The organism is Spirulina sp. CCY15215, from assembly GCF_016888125.1.
Lineage (GTDB): Bacteria > Cyanobacteriota > Cyanobacteriia > Cyanobacteriales > Spirulinaceae > CCY15215.
Window position 1 is genome coordinate 1 of record NZ_JACSWA010000321.1, and the last position, 18966, is coordinate 18966.

Here is an 18966-nt window from a genome sequence, read left to right on the forward strand (position 1 = left end):
TTAAAAAGACGGGGATTCTGTGGTTAATCCACCGAAAGCGGGTTAAAACCGCGCTTGCTCCAAGCCTGTCAACAGACTCCTACATCCCTTGGCTAAATCCCTTGGCTAAAAAATAGCTGTAGACTTACATGAGATTATTGTAACACAAGACGGGTTAAAACCCGTTGCGTTCGATGTCCATTGATTAAAATCAATGGCTAACCCTCACTCTCTAGCTTTAGGTTTGAAGTTGAAGTTGAAGTTGACACTCCTGAGAAAATCAAGGATTTAAGCAACCCACTTTTCGGCAACCAATTCAGCTAGATCGACAACCCGTTGGGAATAACCCCATTCGTTGTCATACCAACCGACCACCTTAATCATATTACCCCCCATTACCATTGTTAGAGAGCCATCGGCGATCGATGAACAATCTGTCCCACGATAGTCAGAGGAGACTAAAGGCTTGTCGTTGTAACCCAAGAAACCCTTGAGAGAAGTTTCTGAAGCCTCTTTGAGTGCCGTGTTAACCTGCTCGACGATCGCGCCCTGCTCAACTTGGACGACAAAATCGACAATGGAAACATTAGGAGTCGGTACCCGGAAAGCCATGCCATTCAACCTGCCTTTCATTTCCGGAATCACCAAAGCCACCGCTTTAGCTGCTCCCGTTGTGGTGGGAACAATGTTAACCGCAGCAGCCCTGGCTCGACGTAAATCCCGATGGGAAGCATCCAATAAACGCTGATCCCCCGTATAACTGTGGGTTGTGGTCATCATTCCTTGAATGATACCGAAGTTTTCATGGATAACCTTGACAATTGGAGCCAAACAGTTAGTAGTGCAACTAGCATTGCTGATAACTTTGTGCTTGCCGTGTTCGTAGTCGTGATGGTTTACTCCCATAACGTAGGTGCCGATATTACCTCCTTTTCCAGGAGCCGTAATCAGAACCTGTTTGGCTCCAGCCGCTAAATGCTTAGAAGCCCCCTCATCCGTTACGAATACGCCAGTGGATTCGATAATTAAATCAACGCCCCAATCATCCCAAGGTAAATTCAGGGGATTGCGATCGGAAACGCATTTAATTGTTTTGCCATTCACGATTAAGGAATTCTGGTCGGCGGAAATATCAGCATCCAACCGCCCTAGCATGGAATCGTATTTTAATAAATGAGCATTGGTGCTGGGATCGGAGGTATCGTTAATACCCACAACTTCCAGTTGGCTGTTTTCCCGTCCCAACCAACAGCGAAGAAAGTTTCGCCCGATGCGTCCGAACCCATTGATTGCTACTCTAATCACTGCGTCTTGCCCTCTGTCTTTGAGCTACTAAACATTAAATGAATCTTAATAACCCAAATCATATCGCAAAGCCTGTCACTTCTCGCGGCGGTTTGCAGAAAATTTCTGAGGTTGTCAATCTGAAGCGCTCCCGAACCCTTAGACTCGGTAAAAGTTTCCGGATTGACAAAAAAAAACTTTGGGAAATGATAAAAATAGCGCAAATAGGGAAAAATACTGGCATAACTAATAATGCGCCCTTATCTATCCCTCGGGAGCGAGCATAGGAATTTTTGATGGAGTGTATCCCAGTTCATCAATTCTTGATAAGATAGCGCGTGTTATCAAGGCAACATGGTGTGTGGTGTGCGGTGTAAGGAGCGTTAATGTCTAAAACTGTTGATTTTAAGGGAAAGCCCTTTCACTTTATAGGGATTGGGGGGATTGGAATGTCAGCCCTTGCTTACATTCTTGCCAAACGGAATCTCCCGGTTTCAGGTTCCGATCTTCGTTCGACTCATATAACCGAGCGCTTGCAATCTGTGGGAGCGCATATTTTTCAAGGTCAGGATGCTCGAAATTTGGAGTTTTTCCAAACTGCAAAAGAACTCCTGCGAGAAACGGCTTATGCGGGAGTAAAAACTGGAGTCAATGGGAGCAAGGAAAAGGGGGAGAGGGTTAATCGCCAATCTCCCATTCTCAAATCCCGATCGCCCGCTCGCGCTCAATCGCCGCAAATCATTTGCTCGACGGCGATCGGCATTGAAAATGCAGAATATCACGCCGCGATCGATCGCGGTTATCCGATTTTGCATCGTTCGGATTTACTGGCGGCGCTGATGCTCGAGTATAAGAGTATTGCGGTTTCTGGAACTCATGGCAAAACGACAACGAGCAGTGCTATCGGTTATATGCTCTTCAAAGTGGGGGCAGATCCGACGATTGTAGTCGGGGGAGAAATTAACGGCATGGGGGGCAATGCGCGTTTGGGTCTAGGGGAATATTTGGTGGCTGAAGCGGATGAATCCGATGGTTCCCTCATTAAGTTCGCGCCGGAGATCGGGGTTGTCACCAATATCGAACTCGATCACCCAGATCACTATCACAGTTTGGCAGAAGTCGTCCGGACATTTAAAACCTTTACCCGTCAATGTCAAACCACGATCGGCTGTATTGATTGTGATACAGTTCGCGAGGAAATTGCCCCGCAAATTAGTTATAGTCTCCTGCCGGAACGAAATGCCGATTATACGGTGACGGATATTGAATACCGCGCCGACGGGACGATCGCCAAGGTTTGGGAACGGGAAATCCTGTTGGGGGAGTTGCAGTTGCAATTATTGGGAGAACACAATCTCAGCAATATTTTAGCGGCAGTGGCGGTGGGTCGTCAGGTGGGCTTGGAGTTCGAGGCGATCGCCAAAGCCTTATCTTCCTTTACGGGAGCCAAGCGACGGTTCGAGCATTGCGGTGAAGCGAAGGGAATTACCTTTATCGACGACTACGCCCATCATCCCAGCGAACTGCGGGCAACTCTTGCTGCAGCAAGGTTGCGGGTCCAATCGCAAAATGGCAAGTCACCGCAAAGATTGGTTGCAATTTTCCAGCCTCATCGTTTTAGTCGGACAATGACTTTCTTACAGGAATTTGCCGAGTCTTTTGGGGATGCCGATCTCGTTGTCCTGACGGATATTTATAGTGCTGGAGAAGTCGATCTAGGACAAGTTAGCGGACAAACTTTAGCGCAATCTTTGGCAAAGCAGCATCCCAAGGTATTCTATCAACCTTCTCTCGCCGCCGTGGGAGAATTCCTCCAAGAAATACTCCAACCTGGGGACTTGGCTTTATTTTTGGGTGCGGGAAATCTCAATCAAATCATTCCCCAAATGTTGAGTTTCTATCAATAGGAAACCCAAGTTCGGGTAATTGAGTTGCTTTTGTCGAAGAAAACCCTTGAGATTAACGAATTAGATTTATGACACTCTCCTCTGACGCTCCCCGCACTGAAAAACGCTCTTTCTATACCGGACAGTCTTTCCCGCGATCGCCTGTCCATCTTCCAGGCACTGACTGTATAATCCGCCCGCAAATTTCCTTGGGAAAATTAACGAGTTTTCGCGTGGGAGGTCCTGCGGAATGGTACGTTTCTCCCCGCAGCATTGAAGATATGCAGGCCAGTTTGGCTTGGGCGCAAGATCGCTCTCTTCCGGTCACTCTACTCGGTGCTGGCTCAAATCTGTTGGTGAGCGATCGCGGCATTCCTGGTTTAACCATTGCGACTCGCCACCTGCGCCATTCTCAATTTACCGAGGAGGGTCTGATTACAGCCAGTGCAGGAGAACCGATTGCCCGTTTAGCATGGCGAGCCGCCAAACGGGGTTGGCAGGGCATGGAATGGGCTGTCGGCATTCCTGGGAGCATGGGGGGCAGCGTTGTGATGAATGCGGGGGCACATCGCGCTTGCGTTGCCGATAGCTTAGTTGAGGTACTGGTTTTAAATCCCAATGGCAGCCTCGATCGCCTCACCCCAGAAGATTTGCATTTCAACTACCGCACTTCTACCCTGCAAGGGGATAATCGACTTGTCGTGCAAGCTATTTTAAAACTCCAGCCTGGGGGCGATCGCGAGGAGGTGATGGCCCAAACCAATTACAATCTCCAGCATCGCAAGAGTACCCAACCCTACCACCTTCCCAGTTGTGGCAGCGTCTTCCGCAATCCCAAATCTCATGCGGCGGGTTGGCTGATCGAGCAGTTGGGTTTAAAAGGCTATCAAATCGGCGGCGCACAGATCGCTCGTCGTCATGCCAATTTTATTCTCAATTGCGATCGCGCCAAGGCTGGAGATATCCTGCAACTGATCCAGTACATTCAAGAAAAAGTCGAACAGCACTGGTCCCTAACCTTACACCCGGAAGTTAAACTCATTGGGGAGTTTTAGCACCCTCAATGGGACAACAAAAGACTACAATCAAGAAAAAGTAACAGCAACAAGAATACAAAATGAGTCAAGGAAAAGGTTTTGGCTTCGGTTTGGGCAAAATGAAAGAGTTAACCGAAGCATTTAAAAAAGCGCAACAAGTCCAACAAGGAGCTAAACAGCTTCAAGAAGAACTCGAGCAGATGGAAATTGAAGGGCAAAGCGAGGAGGGATTGGTTAAGGTTGTTCTCAGTGGCAATCAAGAACCCCGTCGTGTAGAAATTGCTCCCAATGCTTTAGAAAAAGGAGCGGAAGTACTTTCTGAATTGGTAGCAGCAGCCATGAAAGATGCCTACGATAAGTCCACTGAAACCATGCGGACACGCATGGAGGATTTAACCAGTGGCTTAGAACTTCCCGGTTTGTAAAATCAAGGCAATCCAAAAACCAATTAATTATGCTAAAACCATCACTAACAAACTTGTTAGTGATGGTTTTTAATCGTAATTTTTGATTGATTAACGGCGAGGAGTTTGGGCGATAATTTGTAAATCGGGTAATGCCGTCACAGCATTATAAAATCGTTCCGATAGTGCTTGATTTCCTGCATCCGTGAGATGAACGGCATCAATAAAGGCAACCGCAGAAAGATTGTCAAATAATTGGTAATAATTGAGAACTTTAGCATTTTTGGGAAAAGCCTTGCCAAGTTGTTCATTAACTGCTCCCAAACGAGTAAAACCCGTTGCAATTTTCTGTTGGTAAACCGAGCCTAATTCTTGCACGATTTGGTTTTCGGTTTTATCTTCCTTCTCTTGGCGTTTCTCTGGCGAAATACCTGTAATTTCTGGTTGTAGGGCAATAATGAGAGGAATATTAGAACCGGCACCAATTTGAATCATTTGTTTGAGATTTTGACGATAGCGATCGACGCGAAATTCTAACTCAGTTTCATTTTCGGGTAAATGTTCTTCTAAAGATTGGGATTCTCCGGCGATCGCCAAGGTTTCTCGAGCTAGAGAAGGTTCGGGTTTGAGAACAAAATATTGCAGGCTTTTGTAAATACTGGTACCTGTCAAAAACTGCCATCCAGATTGACTTAAATAAGTCCAAAAATGTTGAGGAGGATTGTTGAGAAATTCTGCTTGTTTGGGAATTTCCGCAGCTTGTTGCTCTTGAGGAAGCATCAGATCGCTATAGCCATGCAGGACGATCACCACATCGGGTTTATAGGGGAGAATTTCTAAGGCTAATTGAGCCAATTGGTTGCCCGAGGTGTAACCGGGAACCGCCGCATTAATGACGCGATAGTTGCCGCCGCGAATTTTGGGGGGTAGTCTTAGTGTATTTACTCGTCCTGTGGAATCAACAGGGAGGATACTGGGTCGATATTTTTCCGGGGAACGGTTTTGTTGTTCTAATCTAGTTTGCAGGCGCGTTTGTAATTTATAGGCAATTGTTTTTTGATTCGCCGTAAGATTTTTTTCGGGATCGGCGACAATACCCTGACCAAAAGCGGTGGAATCCCCCAAAATAAAAATACGAATCTCATTCGCTGGCTTTTCTAGGGGTAAGGGTTCATCGTCGCGAAATCCTTGTTCGTTGATCTGCCAAAATTCGCTGGTTTGTTTTCCGGCTAAACGGTAGCCTGTGGCAAAATCGGGAACAGCCAGTAATTGACCGCGATCGGGCAGTCCGCCGAAGGTTTTACCCTTGAGATTAAGAAAGTTTAAAGTATAAGCAGTAAACTCTTCTGGCGCTCCAGCATAGTTGGCCAATTTGCTTCGATACCCCAGCAATCCCATCGTAATTCGCGTCAGGGCTTCGAGGAGAACAAGACTCAGGGCAACAAATAACAATAGTTTCCACCATGAGATAGAGGGACGTTTGCGCCTGTTGTAATAGGGATTGCGATAGGATTTGAACATTTTTAGTAATACAGAGGATAGGGGATAGGGGATAGAGGATAGGGAAGACTCATCCTTTATCTTTCCAAAATTACCGATGGGGGATTGGAGGAACGCATGAGGGCAATTATGATAGTGCTAGATGGATAGGAGTCGAGAGTAGTGTAACGCGAGGTTCTTCTATCGATCCAGTACCAAAGCCAGATTTTACTATTAATTGATGTCTTACAAGTTATTGTTTGTTTGTTTGGGCAATATTTGTCGCTCTCCGTCGGCAGAAAATATTATGAATCATTTAGCGTCTCAAAGGGGATGTGCCAATGCGATCGCCTCTGATTCGGCAGGAACTTCCAGTTATCATATCGGTGCTTCTCCCGATCGCCGCATGAGGTTAGCGGCTAAAGAACGAGGAATTGAGTTGCAGGGGAAAGCTAGGCAGTTTATCCGGGAGGATTTTGAGGAATTTGACCTCATTTTGGCGATGGATCGGGATAATTATCGCGATATTCTCCGACTCGATCCCGAGGGCAAATATAAGGATAAGGTAAAAATGATGTGCGATTTTGCCACAAATCACCCCGATCGGGATGTCCCGGATCCTTACTACGGGGGTGCAGATGGATTTAATTATGTTATTGATCTGCTTCTTGATGCCTGTGGGGGACTGCTTGAGGAAGTTGTGAACAATCAAGATAAATGCTGATTTTTCTCTCCCCACACTCTCCCCACTCCCCTACCGCACCAATTGATTTTCAAGGGCAAAACGAACTAATTCTGCTCGTTTGTTGGTGTCGGTTTTTCTCAGTAGGCTACTGACATATTTTTCGATGGTGCGGGGACTCAAATGGAGAGAATGACCAATTTCGATGTTAGATAAACCTTGGGTTAAGAGGTCTAATACTTCTTGCTCTCGCTTGGTTAAATGTAAAGAAATAGTCGGGGTTAATGGAATAGAAGAGGATTCTGGGCGATCGCCAAAGGAAGAGTGTAGAGTTTGGGATGGAAGTGCGTCTGAGTTGGCAAAACGCAACTCACTTTGAACCATTTGCGATCGCTCTAATAAGTTGCGAATGGCTGCTCCTAATTCTTCCATTTCAAAAGGTTTGGGAAGATAGAGATCGCACCCCACTTGATAGCCGCGAATACGTTCTGCGGTGGTATTGCGTTCGGTGAGGAAAATGACGGGAAGCAGACGAAATTCTGGCCGACGGCGAACTTGTTGCACCAGTTCGTAGCCGTCGGTTTTCGGCATTTTAATGTCGGCGACCATTAAGTGAGGATGGGACGATGCTAATAAAGACAATGCCTCCTTACCATCTTGGGCTGCGATCGCTGAGTAGCCGGACAGTTCGAGGTAATCGCTAATGGCCAAGCGAATACCGGGATTATCATCCACAACCAAGATGAGTAAAGGCATTGATTAAACAAGATGTTCTCAACCCGAGTTTACACCCTCTGTTTAACTTTTGGCTTGAGGGTTAAATTATTACGAAATATTACAAAATAATAACTCTCGGTAAGGGAAAACTCGCAGTATTACTGAAAAATCAATTAATAAGTTGATTTACAAGTATTTTCCTTAACCCGCTTATTTTGTCCGTCAAAGTACAATGCAGCCCAGATATTAGTTTTGCCAAGACACTCGCAAACTGGCAGGTTGCTGCAAATCCCCCTCAAATATGACACCGCGCTGATTGGCCTGGAGGTGACGCAGGATTTTGTAAATCTCCTCAACGCGATCGCCAGCCTTGGCTTTTTCGGCAATTTCTGCGAGGGAGAGGGGCGTATTTGCAGCTTGCAACACGGCGATCGCTTGACTTTGCAAAGCTAATACCGAAGCGGCTGCTTTTTTCCCAGCTTCGACTCCAGGTTGGTGATAAGCATTGACATTGACCAAGGACGCATATAAACCCACAGCGCGATCGTAGAGGGCAATTAAGGCACCCACCGTCAGAGGTGTGACTTCGGGAATGGTCACGGTAATGGAATCTCGTTTATTTTCATAAAGAGCTTGGCGAGTCCCCTGGAGGAAGCCGGAGAGGAAATCCCCACTGGTGGCCCCATCCTCAATGATGAGGGATTTACCTTCTCGATCTTTCAGCACTTCGATAAAAGTAAGGAAGAAATTGGGTACCCCTTCTCGTAATTGCTGTACATAAGCGTGTTGGTCTGTAGAGCCTTTGTTGCCATAGACGGCAATTCCCTGATGGACAACATTACCATCAAGGTCTTTTTCTTTGCCCAAGGACTCCATCACCAATTGCTGTAGATAACGGCTGAAGAGCAACAAGCTATCTTTATAGGGTAAAACCACCATGTCTTTTGCCCCCTTACCATTGCCGGCATAATGCCACGAGAGGGCGAGTAGTGCCGCAGGATTGTGCTTGAGATCGGCAATACGGGTGGCATCGTCCATTAATTTTGCACCATCGAGCATGGCTTGAATATCAATGCCTTGTAATGCGGCGGCGACTAGGCCGACGGCGGAAAGTTCTGAGGTGCGACCCCCGACCCAATCGTGCATGGGAAAGGTGGTCAGCCAGTTTTCTGACTTGGCGATGTTGTCCAATTTCGAGCCGTGACCAGTGATAGCGACGGCACAGGGGGCAAAATCGAGATTTTTGCTTTCGTAAACGGTTTTCGCTTCTAACATCCCGTTACGGGTTTCTGGGGTGCCGCCGGATTTGGAAATGACTAACACGAGGGTTGTTTTGAGGCGATCGCCAATTTGAGCGAGGGTTTTATCCATTCCCGCAGGATCGGCGTTGTCGAGAAAATGGATCTCAAGGGGGGGATCCTGGGGGGACAGGGCTTCGGCTACAAATTGGGGTCCCAAGGCCGATCCACCAATCCCAATGGAGAGAATATCGGTAAATTTAGCTTCTTGGGGGGGATGAATTTCGCCACTGTGGACTTTGCTGGCAAAGGTTTTTACTTGTTCTAGGGTATCGACAATTTCTCGTTTTAATGCGAGGGTGGGGGCGAGATCGGGGTTACGCAGCCAATAGTGTCCCACCATGCGGTTTTCGTCGGGATTGGCGATCGCGCCTCCTTCTAAAGCTGTCATTTCCTGAAATGCTCTCTCAAACTCGGGCAGCATAGCTTTTAGAAAAAAGTCATCGAAGCTCATGCGACTCACATCTAAGTAAAACCCGAGTTTGTCATTGTAGTAGAGCCAATCTTGATAGCGTTGCCAGAGTGCAGCAGAGTCCATAAATCAACCTCAATATGCTCTGTATCCATTGGCTTTAGTTTACCTTGCGGGGGGACTTAGATTGCGATCGAAACTACGATCTCAATCAAAAAAGTATAATTGTTCTCAAAGTGCTTTAGGGTTTAGCGACTTAAATCTCTGAGGGCGATCGCAATTTAAAACCAGCAGAAAAGGTTGTTATGGTATCGTTGAATGATCGAAATTATAGAATTATAAAATTATGTCAGATTATGAATTAATCTTACGTCGCGCTAAAGTCTTGGGAAATCTACAACAAGAAGTTGATATCGGTATTGAAGGAGGAAAAATCTGTGCCATTGCTCCGGATTTAACGCGATCGGGAGCAAAAGAAATTGATGTTGCTGGACAATTTGTTTCTCCTCCTTTTGTCGAATCTCACATTCATCTCGACTCGGCTTTAACGATGGGAGAACCGTGTTGGAATCAAAGCGGAACTTTATTTGAAGGCATTAAAATATGGGGAGAACGCAAACAGTCTTTAACTTTAGAAGATGCGAAAAAAAGGGCGATCGCCACGCTTCAGCTACAAGCATCACAAGGGACTCTTTTTGTTAGAACTCATGCTGATGTCAGCGAAAGGAATTTAACTGCGTTACAAGCACTTTTGGCGGTGCGAGAAGAGGTCAAAGATTGGATAACTTTACAAGTTGTTGCTTTTCCTCAAGATGGTATTTACAGTCATCCAGATAATGAAAGTTTAATCGAGGAGGCGCTCAAATTAGGTGCAGATGTTGTCGGAGGTATTCCTCACTACGAATTAACTCGAGAAGATGGCGTAAAATCTGTTCATCGTATTTTTGAACTGGCGGAAAAATATACTCGTTTGATTGATATTCACTGCGATGAAATTGATGACGAACAATCTCGCTTTTTAGAAACTATCGTGGCTTGTGCGATTCGTACAGATATGAAAGGAAAGGTTACTGCTAGTCATACTACTGCCTTTGGTTCTTATAATAATGCTTATGCCTATAAGTTGATGGGATTTCTCCAACGCACTCAAATTAATTTTATTGCTAATCCCCTCATTAATATTACTTTACAAGGTAGAATGGATACTTATCCTAAACGGCGAGGACTGACGCGAGTAAAAGAGCTTTGGCAGCAAGGATTAAATGTTAGTTTGGGCAACGATTGCGTCTGCGATCCGTGGTATAATTTTGGTATAGGTAATATGTTAGATGCGGCTTATATGGCGATTCATGTCTGTCAAATGATGGGAAGAAATGAGATTGATGCCTGTTACGAAATGATTACCAATTATGGAGCAAAAACGTTAAATATTGAGCCAGAATATGGTATCGCTGAGGGGAAACCTGCTAATTTAATTGTTTTAGATGCGATCGATCCTTACGATACATTACGCCGTCGTGCTACGGTGCGTCATGTTGTCAGTCGGGGGCAAGTTTTGGCGAGTAATTCTGTCTCTGAATTACAATGGTTAAGGTGAGTAACTATCAAATTATAACTCGAATTTTAACTAGGAAACAACATGAAAACATCCTCTTGCTTCAAGTTCGGTCAGAATTTTCCCCGATCGCCCTTTGCTAATTAAAAAATGCAACTGTTTCAACTGCATGGCATTATATTTCTCAATCTCTAATTCGGCGATCGCCTGTTGCTTTTGAACAAGGGATAAATGACCTAAAATCTGCTCGATCGCCTCGACTAAATGATAGGGTAGTTTTTGAATTGCTGAGATGAATTCAGCCAAAATTGCAACGAGGATAATACTATCATCTTCTAATAAGGATGATTGTTTAGATAGTGTGGTTCCCATTGTATGATGTCGAGATTTGTTTTTCAGTAACTCTTTTACAGCGCAAATCACTTTTTCTTCCCGACAATCTTTGAGAAATTTACGATAACTACTCAATTCCCAGCCTTCTAAAACAACTTGCATGACAAAGCGGAGAACATTGAGATTTTGGGTGTCAATAAAATTGGTTAAAAAGGGGAAAAATAAGGGTTTAAATCTACTGATTTCCTTTCTATTGAGCCAACCAGCAATTTGTGCTAGATGCAAGGTATTTTCAGCTTTAAAAATAGAATACACTGTTCTTTCTTGTAGCGTTATTCCCAAGGCGATCGCGCGATCATAATAGTGTATACCAAAGGTTTCAATTTCGCAAGCGCGTTCGAGTAGATCCCTTGTAGTAATTTGGAGAATTGCTTGTTTTTGAGCTTGACTTGCGGTTTGAAAAAGTGTAACTTGATGTAAGTTAAACTGTTCTGCATTCCAGTAAATCGGCGCGTTATTTTTTCGCGGAACGAGAAGACAAGCAGGGTTATGAAGCGTTAAAGCAGAAGATAAGGAGTAGGGTATGCGATCGCGCTTTGAAGCAGACAACGGAGAAAAATCCGTAGTTTGAGAAATCATAAATTTATTCCTTACACATTTGATCGATCGCACGGTTTTGACTAGGGAGACGGGAGACACCAAACACCCGTTTTTTCTCGATATTGGGGGTCAGTAGCCCTTTGATAATAGTGAATTACCCTTGGGCGGATGCTTGAATAGGACAGAAACTGAACTGTCTGTCTTGACAGTGTGTAAAATTAACACTATAGTTGGTGTATCGAGTACACAAAAGCATGAAAGGTCAATACGAGTTAGCAATGGGGTCGATCGCAGGACGAGAACATACTCGTCTTGGTCGCAATAACCAAGATGCGTTATCGGTACTGAGTTGCGATCGCTTTACTATAGCTGTTGTCTGCGATGGTTGCGGTAGCGGTCGTCACAGCGAAGTCGGTGCTAAAATTGGGGCGAGATTAGTGGTGGAAACTCTCTCTAATACTTTACAAGATAAGGCGATCGCAGCCCTCCAATATCCTCAATTTTGGCAGTCTATTCATCAAAAAATCCTCATTCAATTGCAGACTTATATTAAAGCAATGGGTGGAGATTGGCAGCAAACTCTTAATGATTATTTTCTCTTTACTATTATTGGGGTATTGATAACGCCAGAAAATACAAGTATTTTTTCTCTCGGGGATGGTGTTATTTTATTGAATAATTGCTTGACAAAGTTAGAGTTTTCTGGTAACGCACCGCCCTATATTTCCTATGGCTTGAAATATCTTTGGGAAGATCGAGAATGTCCTCAAGAATTTCAATTTCAAATTCATCAGTCTTGTGAAACAAAAGAGTTAAATACTTTATTAATTGGTACAGATGGTGTTGGCGATCTGATTAACTTTGGCGATCGCACTCTTCCAGGAAAGTTAGAAAAGGTGGGGGATATTGCACAATTTTGGCAAGATGATAGTTATTTCAAAAATCCTGACAAAGTTCGCCGTAAACTCTTTTTAATGAATCGGGAAGTTCATCACTCCGGAAAACCAAAAGAAGTGGGCTTATTACCCGATGATACCACATTTATTGTCCTGCGTAAAATTTAGAACCAAGAACCAATAAACCAATGGATATTTATATTAAAGGTAAACGAATTCGTCTCAAACCCGATTGTGCGATCGGCAAAGGAGGAGAAGCAGATGTTTATAAATTGGGAAGCGATCGCGCAGTTAAAATCTTTAAATCTCCCGATCATCCTGACTATCAAGGACTATCCCAAGAACAAAAATCAGCAAAAGAAAAGTTGGTCGAACATCAACAAAAATTGCGTCAATTTCCTACAAATTTACCTCCTCGTGTTATTACTCCAGAAGACCTAGCTACAGATAAACAAGGGCGTATTATTAAAGGCTATACTATGTCTTTGGTTAGCAATGCTGAAGTTTTATTACGCTATGGAGAGAGATCCTTTCGCAATGGTGTTATTGACAATAAAACTGTTGTAAACATTTTTGAGAATTTGCACGAAACCGTTACTAAAATTCATCTTGTCGGAGTTGTTTTGGGAGACTTTAACGATTTGAATGTTTTGGTTAAAGGAACAGATACTTATATCATTGATGCCGACTCTTGCCAGTTTAACGGTTTTTATTGTCGCGTCTTTACCGCTAAATTTGTCGATCCTCTACTCTGCGATCGCACTGCATCTAGCCCCGTCATGCAATCCTACCATAATCAAGATTCGGATTGGTATAGTTTTGCGATTATGTTAATGCAATGTTTGCTTTTTGTCTCTCCTTATGGGGGAATTTATAAACCCAAAAATCTGAGTCAGCGCATTCCTCAAGCAGCGCGATCGCTCAACAGAATTACCGTATTTAATCCAGAAGTTAAATATCCCAAACCTGCTACTCCTTATCAAGTTCTCTCGGACGATTTATTACATCATTTTTATCAAGTTTTTGAGGAGGATAAAAGAGGAGAATTTCCGCGATCGCTGCTTGCTAATTTGTCTTGGCAAAAATGTTCTAGTTGTGGAGTAGAACACGCTAGAAAAACTTGTCCTCTTTGTACTAATATACAAGTTGTTCCTGCTGTTTCTCCGATTGGTACAAAAACTGTCAGGGGAACCGTCACCGCAGAACTTATTTTTAAAACAGAAGGAATTATTCTCGCGGGCAATTATTCCAATTCATCTTTACAATGGTTGTACTGGGATGGTAGCCAATTTAAACGAGAAAATAACACCGTTGTGTTTACAGGAGAACTCGATCCTTATACTCAGTTTCGCTTGGGAGGAAAAGCCACATTAGTAGGAAAACAGGGACAGGTGATTACTTTGAGTCCCAATACTTCTCCAGAACGTTTAGCGGTAGATAATTGCGGGATGCAGGTGCAATTTGATACCAATGAAATTGGAAAATATTGGTTATATAATGGTCAATTGTTGCGAGATGGACAGTTAGGATCGGAGTATATTGGCGATGTTTTAAGCAATCAAACTCGCTTCTGGGTAGGTTCTCAATTTGGATTTGGATTTTATCGCGCAGGAAATCTAACGGTTAGCTTTGTTTTTGATACGCAAAGAAAAGGGATTAACGATCGCCTGCAAATTCCCCTCGGATCGGGACAGCTTTTAGATGCTGCTTGTACTTTTAGCGATCGCCTCTGTTGGTTCTTTTGGTCAATGCAGGAAGGTGGACAAACGAGAAAACGCTGTGCTTTAATTTCCTCTGATGGAGAGGTAAAAGCATTACATGAGGGAAATGAAACTTGGTTGCAAAATTTACAAGGAAAATGTGCAGTTAACCATTTTCTCCTCTGCGGAACCGATGAAGGAATTCTACGGGTTGAAGCTAATGGCGATCGCCTCTTTGTCGCCAAGGAATTTCCCGATACAGAACCTTTTATTGATGCAAATACTCGCTTATTTGCTGGTAAAAACGGATTATATGCAGTCAGTCAACAGACTATTTATTTACTCAAAATCAGTTAGAACCAAATATTGCTGAAAAAATCTACGATCGCTGAACTATTAATTTTATATTAATTTTAATTGTCTCAAGGTATGATACAGAAAATTATAATCTGTGTTTAAGAATATATGGCGATCGCGATCGACTTTGGTACCAGTAACACGGTGATTACACGCTGGAATACTGCTAAACAGCAAGCAGAAACCCTCAAATTTCCAGGACTCTCCCAACAATTGGGCAAAAATCCTCCCTTGATTCCCAGTCTAGTTTATGTAGAAGATGCTACAGCAGAAAAAGTTATTATTGGCCAGCAAGTGCGCGATCGCGGCTTGGATATCCCCAACGATCCTCGCTTCTTTCGCAATTTTAAACGGGGGATCGGAACCGAAATACAAGGTTTCCTGCCCACTCTCGATGCCAAAACTGTTACCTTTGAACAAGTAGGAACATGGTTTTTAAAAACCCTCCTACAACAGATTGATCAAGAAGAAGAACTGGACTCCCTTATTCTCACGGTTCCCGTAGACAGTTTCGAGACTTATCGCAATTGGTTAACGAATATTTGCCAATCTTTAGATGCCAATAAAATCCGCATTCTTGACGAACCTACTGCTGCTGCATTAGGATATGGAACGGAAACTGGAGATGTTTTATTGGTGGTGGATTTTGGTGGCGGAACTCTAGATTTATCCCTAGTTCAATTAAATCTAAGCAATGAGACTAATACTACCAAACCAATAGGATTTATTCTCAAATGGGGAGATAAATTATTGGGCGAAAATTCTCGACAAAAAGTTAAAACTGCACGAGTTTTAGCCAAGGCAGGGGAAAATATAGGCGGATCGGATATTGATAATTGGTTAGTAGACTATTTCGCCCAAGAACAAGGTTTACCCAAATCTTCTCTCACTCTTCGTTTAGCAGAACGATTAAAAATCAAATTATCCTCTCAAACTGAAGCCACCGAAGTTTATTTTAACGATGAAACCTTAGAAACTTACGAACTCAAACTCGATCGCGATCGCTTCAAAACGATCCTTGCAGAACATAACTTTTTCCAGCAACTCGAGACAATGATGACGGGAGTATTGCAACAAGGACGCTTGCAAGGAATCGAAAAAAACAATCTTGATGGGGTGTTACTGGTGGGAGGGACAACGCAAATTCCTGCAATTCAAGACTGGATCTCTCACTACTTTCCCCAGGAAAAAATTCGCAGCGATCGCCCCTTTACCGCGATCGCATCCGGGGCCCTACAACTCTCCCAAGGCTTTGAAGTCAAAGACTTTCTCTATCACAGCTACGGTATTCGCTATTGGAATCGTCGCAATAAATGCCACGACTGGCACCCCATCATCCCCACCGGACAGCCTTATCCTACCCCGAATCCTGTAGAATTCCTTTTGGGGGCTTCGGCAGAAAATCAACCCAGTATAGAACTGATTATCGGCGAATTAGGGGAAGAAAATAGCAGTACCGAAGTCTACTTCGACGGCGATCGCCTCGTCACCCGCAGCCTCAATTCTACCGGAGAAAAGACCGTTCAACCCCTCAATGATCGCGCCGGTGCCAGAACTATCGCCGAACTGTCCCCGCCAGGCAATCCAGGCAGCGATCGCATCAAGGTACAATTTACGGTAGACGAACAGCGCTTATTGCGGATTACCGTTGAGGATTTACTCAGCGATCGCATTTTGTTAGAAAATCGGATTGTTGTGCAGTTAAGTTGAAAATTAAAAAAAATTTAAAAAATTAAAAAATTTGATTACAATTGGGGAATAAATTTAGGTTATGCGTTAGTTTATTAGTTAGAATTCGCGATTGCTTCAAAGGTTCATCCCGTTCTCAAATCGAGGACAGTCCACAAACTGGCAGGTTAGAAAGTGAGTTTTTCTGCATCTTGGCTATGGTAAAACCATTTCAGCCTTGAGAGAGAAGTTATTCCGAGCAAGTTTAGGAGCAAATTTAGGAGCAAATTTAGGAGCAAGTTTAAACTATTGCAGTTTGTACAATCCCTTCCTTACAGAGCTTCCTTGCAGAGTCTTCAAGCGTAGAGCATATCCTTCGGTTATTCCACATCATCACCCAGGCCCCCCCCGTCCATGAAAGAAAACACTCAATTATCTTCTCGGTTACAGCATTGGTTTGCAAATGGTGCAATTGCCACCTTAGCTGTTACTTCTGTTGTCACCCTCGCTTTTATTCCCCCCGCTAAAGCCAGTTTTGAAAACAGCCCCAAAGTAGTTGTCGATGAAGTCTGGCAAATTGTCAACAACGAATTTGTTGGTAGCGATTTCGATCGCGAACAATGGCAAGTGACGCGCCAAGAGTTACTTAAGCGAGACTATGCTTCCCAAGATGAGGCTTATCGGGCGATTCGTGAGGCATTGCGAGATTTAGGCGACCCCTACACCCGTTTTCTCAATCCCAAAGAATTTGAGGCATTAACTACCCAAACAACGGGAGAACTATCGGGAATTGGCGTGCGCTTACAAGTGGATGAGACGGAAAGTGCGCTCACTATTGTTGAGTCTCTTAATGATTCTCCTGCAAAAGAGGCAGGAATTCAAGAAGGCGATCGCATTCTTCGCATTAATAACCAACCCACGGCTTTGATGAAGGTAGAACAAGCCGCCGAACTTTTGCGCGGAGAAGAAGGGAGTAGCGTCACCCTACAACTGACCCGCCCCAATAAAGGTTTATTTGAAGTCACCTTAACCCGCGCCCCGGTAGAAGTTCCCGTACTGCACTATAGTTTGCAGGAAGAAAACGGCATGAAAGTGGGTTATATGTACCTTGAGGAGTTTAGTTCTCACGCTGCCGAACAAATGCAACGGGCGATCGCCAAACTGCAAGAACAAAATGTCAATGGGTTTGTTTTGGACTTAAGAGGAAATCCTGGGGGCTTATTATTTGCGAGCGTGGATATTGCGCGGATGTGGATGGAAACTGGCAAGATCGTGAAAACCATCGATCGCACGGGAGGCGATCGCGAATATTCCGCCGATCGCACTTCTTTAACTGAGTTGCCTTTGGTGGTTTTAGTAGATGGCTATTCAGCCAGTGCCAGCGAAATTCTGGCTGGGGCTTTAAAGGATAATGGACGGGCAACTTTAGTCGGAACTCAGACTTATGGGAAGGGAACGGTACAATCGGTTCACTCTCTCTCAGATAATTCGGGGTTAGCTGTTACCATGTCTCGTTATTATCCTCCCAGTGGTATCAACATCAACAAGCACGGTATTGCGCCTGATGTAGAAGTGAGCTTGAATCGGGAACAGCAACGATTGTTACAAAGCAATCCTACTGTGCGGGGTAGTCAACGGGATCCTTACTATAGTAGTGCTGTGAATATCCTGCGAGAACGTTTCGCACAACAAAGCATTCCGGCTACACCTCCCGCACCGATTAGCATTCGCCAATTAATCGAAGAAGTACCGGAATAAATAAATCCTAGGGATGTTAGAATTTGACGTTAAATTTTAACGTCCCTACACAATCTGGTGTAATCATAGATGGGTAGTGGGAGCATCTTGCTCCCTAGATTTGTAATACCTAGATTTGTAATACCTAGATTTGTAATACCTAGAATGGTTTGTTACCACGAAGAAACGGGTGCGAGATGAGGAGTTGACGGCATGGTTGCGACGGTTCTTGGAGGGGTTGGGGGAGGAGTCCCCAAGGGAGATTTTACGGGAACGTTTGGCGCTATATAGTATGTTAAAATATATCTAAAGCAGAAAACTAATAACTGATAAAAATGCTGCAAGCAATAAAAGTCCGATTATACCCAACTCTCACGCAAAAAGAGGCTTTATCCAAGTCTTTTGGCTGTGCGCGTTGGTATTGGAACTTTGCGCTTAACGCTTGCATCCAGCATTATCAAGAGACGGGGAAAACTTTAAAGCTATCGGCTTACAAAGGAATGCTTCCCCAACTCAAAAAAGAATACCTTTGGCTGAAAACAGATTGTTATTCAGCCGTCCTGCAATGTGTTGCTATCAATCTAAACAAGGCTTATCAAAACTTCTTCAAAGGGAGAGCAAAATTTCCTAGATTCAAATCAAAGCATCGCCAACAATCGATTCAATATCCTCAGAATGTAGAAATTGGTGAGAATTGTTTAAAAGTATCAAAAATTGGTGAGATTAACAGTAAATTTCATCGTAAATTACCGGAAGGAAAATTAAAAACCGTTACCATTTCTCTCACCTCATCCGGTAAGTATTATGCCTCTCTATTGTTTGAAGTGAAGGGAGAAGCGGCAACGCCTAGCACCGATGGAAAAGTAGCCGGAATCGACCTCGGAATCAAAGATTTTGCGATTGTTAATGATGGAGAAAAAACCGAAAAATATGCCAATCCTA

General features: G+C 43.9%; 15 protein-coding genes. 10 read left to right on the top strand and 5 right to left on the bottom strand.

What is annotated here, in order from left to right:
* Nucleotides 1-267: 267 nt before the first annotated feature.
* Nucleotides 268-1284, bottom strand: a complete 1017-nt coding sequence (locus tag JUI58_RS05865; RefSeq protein WP_204102821.1) for a type I glyceraldehyde-3-phosphate dehydrogenase — start codon at nt 1282-1284, stop codon at nt 268-270.
* A gap of 365 nt (nt 1285-1649) precedes the next feature.
* Here JUI58_RS05865 and murC point away from each other — a divergent pair, with 365 nt between their 5' ends.
* The 3 genes from murC to JUI58_RS05880 all read left to right on the top strand — a co-directional run bounded on the left by murC (nt 1650) and on the right by JUI58_RS05880 (nt 4611).
* Nucleotides 1650-3170 carry a UDP-N-acetylmuramate--L-alanine ligase gene (gene murC / locus JUI58_RS05870; RefSeq protein ID WP_204102822.1) on the top strand — a complete coding sequence of 507 codons (1521 nt, stop codon included), beginning with the start codon at nt 1650-1652 and terminating at the stop codon, nt 3168-3170.
* Nucleotides 3171-3238: 68 nt separating this feature from the next.
* Nucleotides 3239-4204, top strand: coding sequence for a UDP-N-acetylmuramate dehydrogenase (murB, locus tag JUI58_RS05875; RefSeq protein ID WP_204102823.1), 966 nt, complete (start codon nt 3239-3241; stop codon nt 4202-4204).
* Between the two features lie 62 nt (nt 4205-4266).
* Nucleotides 4267-4611 (top strand): YbaB/EbfC family nucleoid-associated protein, encoded by a 345-nt coding sequence (locus tag JUI58_RS05880; protein ID WP_204102824.1) that lies wholly within the window; start codon nt 4267-4269, stop codon nt 4609-4611.
* A 90-nt stretch (nt 4612-4701) separates the two neighbouring features.
* On the opposite strand, the gene JUI58_RS05885 is transcribed toward JUI58_RS05880, so the two are convergent.
* Nucleotides 4702-6111, bottom strand: coding sequence for an SGNH/GDSL hydrolase family protein (locus tag JUI58_RS05885; protein ID WP_204102825.1), 1410 nt, complete (start codon nt 6109-6111; stop codon nt 4702-4704).
* A 199-nt stretch (nt 6112-6310) separates the two neighbouring features.
* Here JUI58_RS05885 and JUI58_RS05890 point away from each other — a divergent pair, with 199 nt between their 5' ends.
* Nucleotides 6311-6793, top strand: coding sequence for a low molecular weight protein-tyrosine-phosphatase (locus JUI58_RS05890; protein ID WP_204102826.1), 483 nt, complete (start codon nt 6311-6313; stop codon nt 6791-6793).
* Nucleotides 6794-6823: 30 nt separating this feature from the next.
* Here the strand turns inward: JUI58_RS05890 and JUI58_RS05895 are convergent, their stop codons facing one another.
* Complete coding sequence (locus JUI58_RS05895) at nt 6824-7507, bottom strand: response regulator transcription factor (RefSeq protein WP_204102827.1); 684 nt, start codon at nt 7505-7507, stop codon at nt 6824-6826.
* A gap of 207 nt (nt 7508-7714) precedes the next feature.
* Nucleotides 7715-9304: a glucose-6-phosphate isomerase gene (locus JUI58_RS05900; RefSeq protein WP_204102828.1), complete on the bottom strand. Its 1590-nt coding sequence runs from the start codon at nt 9302-9304 to the stop codon at nt 7715-7717.
* A 220-nt stretch (nt 9305-9524) separates the two neighbouring features.
* Here JUI58_RS05900 and codA point away from each other — a divergent pair, with 220 nt between their 5' ends.
* Nucleotides 9525-10775, top strand: coding sequence for a cytosine deaminase (gene codA / locus JUI58_RS05905; RefSeq protein WP_204102829.1), 1251 nt, complete (start codon nt 9525-9527; stop codon nt 10773-10775).
* Nucleotides 10776-10805: 30 nt separating this feature from the next.
* Here codA and JUI58_RS05910 read toward each other — a convergent pair whose 3' ends face one another.
* A complete protein-coding gene (locus JUI58_RS05910) occupies nt 10806-11705 on the bottom strand; it encodes a hypothetical protein (protein ID WP_204102830.1) in 900 nt (299 codons plus the stop codon).
* Between the two features lie 215 nt (nt 11706-11920).
* Between JUI58_RS05910 and JUI58_RS05915 the strand changes: the two genes are divergently transcribed.
* The 5 genes from JUI58_RS05915 to JUI58_RS05935 form a co-directional block, all read left to right on the top strand.
* Nucleotides 11921-12730: a protein phosphatase 2C domain-containing protein gene (locus JUI58_RS05915; protein ID WP_204102831.1), complete on the top strand. Its 810-nt coding sequence runs from the start codon at nt 11921-11923 to the stop codon at nt 12728-12730.
* Between the two features lie 20 nt (nt 12731-12750).
* Nucleotides 12751-14619 (top strand): hypothetical protein, encoded by a 1869-nt coding sequence (locus JUI58_RS05920; protein WP_204102832.1) that lies wholly within the window; start codon nt 12751-12753, stop codon nt 14617-14619.
* A 108-nt stretch (nt 14620-14727) separates the two neighbouring features.
* Nucleotides 14728-16329, top strand: coding sequence for an Hsp70 family protein (locus JUI58_RS05925; protein ID WP_204102833.1), 1602 nt, complete (start codon nt 14728-14730; stop codon nt 16327-16329).
* Nucleotides 16330-16701: 372 nt separating this feature from the next.
* Nucleotides 16702-18045 (top strand): carboxyl-terminal processing protease CtpB, encoded by a 1344-nt coding sequence (gene ctpB, locus JUI58_RS05930; RefSeq protein ID WP_204102834.1) that lies wholly within the window; start codon nt 16702-16704, stop codon nt 18043-18045.
* A gap of 314 nt (nt 18046-18359) precedes the next feature.
* The coding region (locus JUI58_RS05935; RefSeq protein WP_204102835.1) for an RNA-guided endonuclease TnpB family protein at nt 18360-18966 on the top strand (607 nt) is incomplete at its 3' end.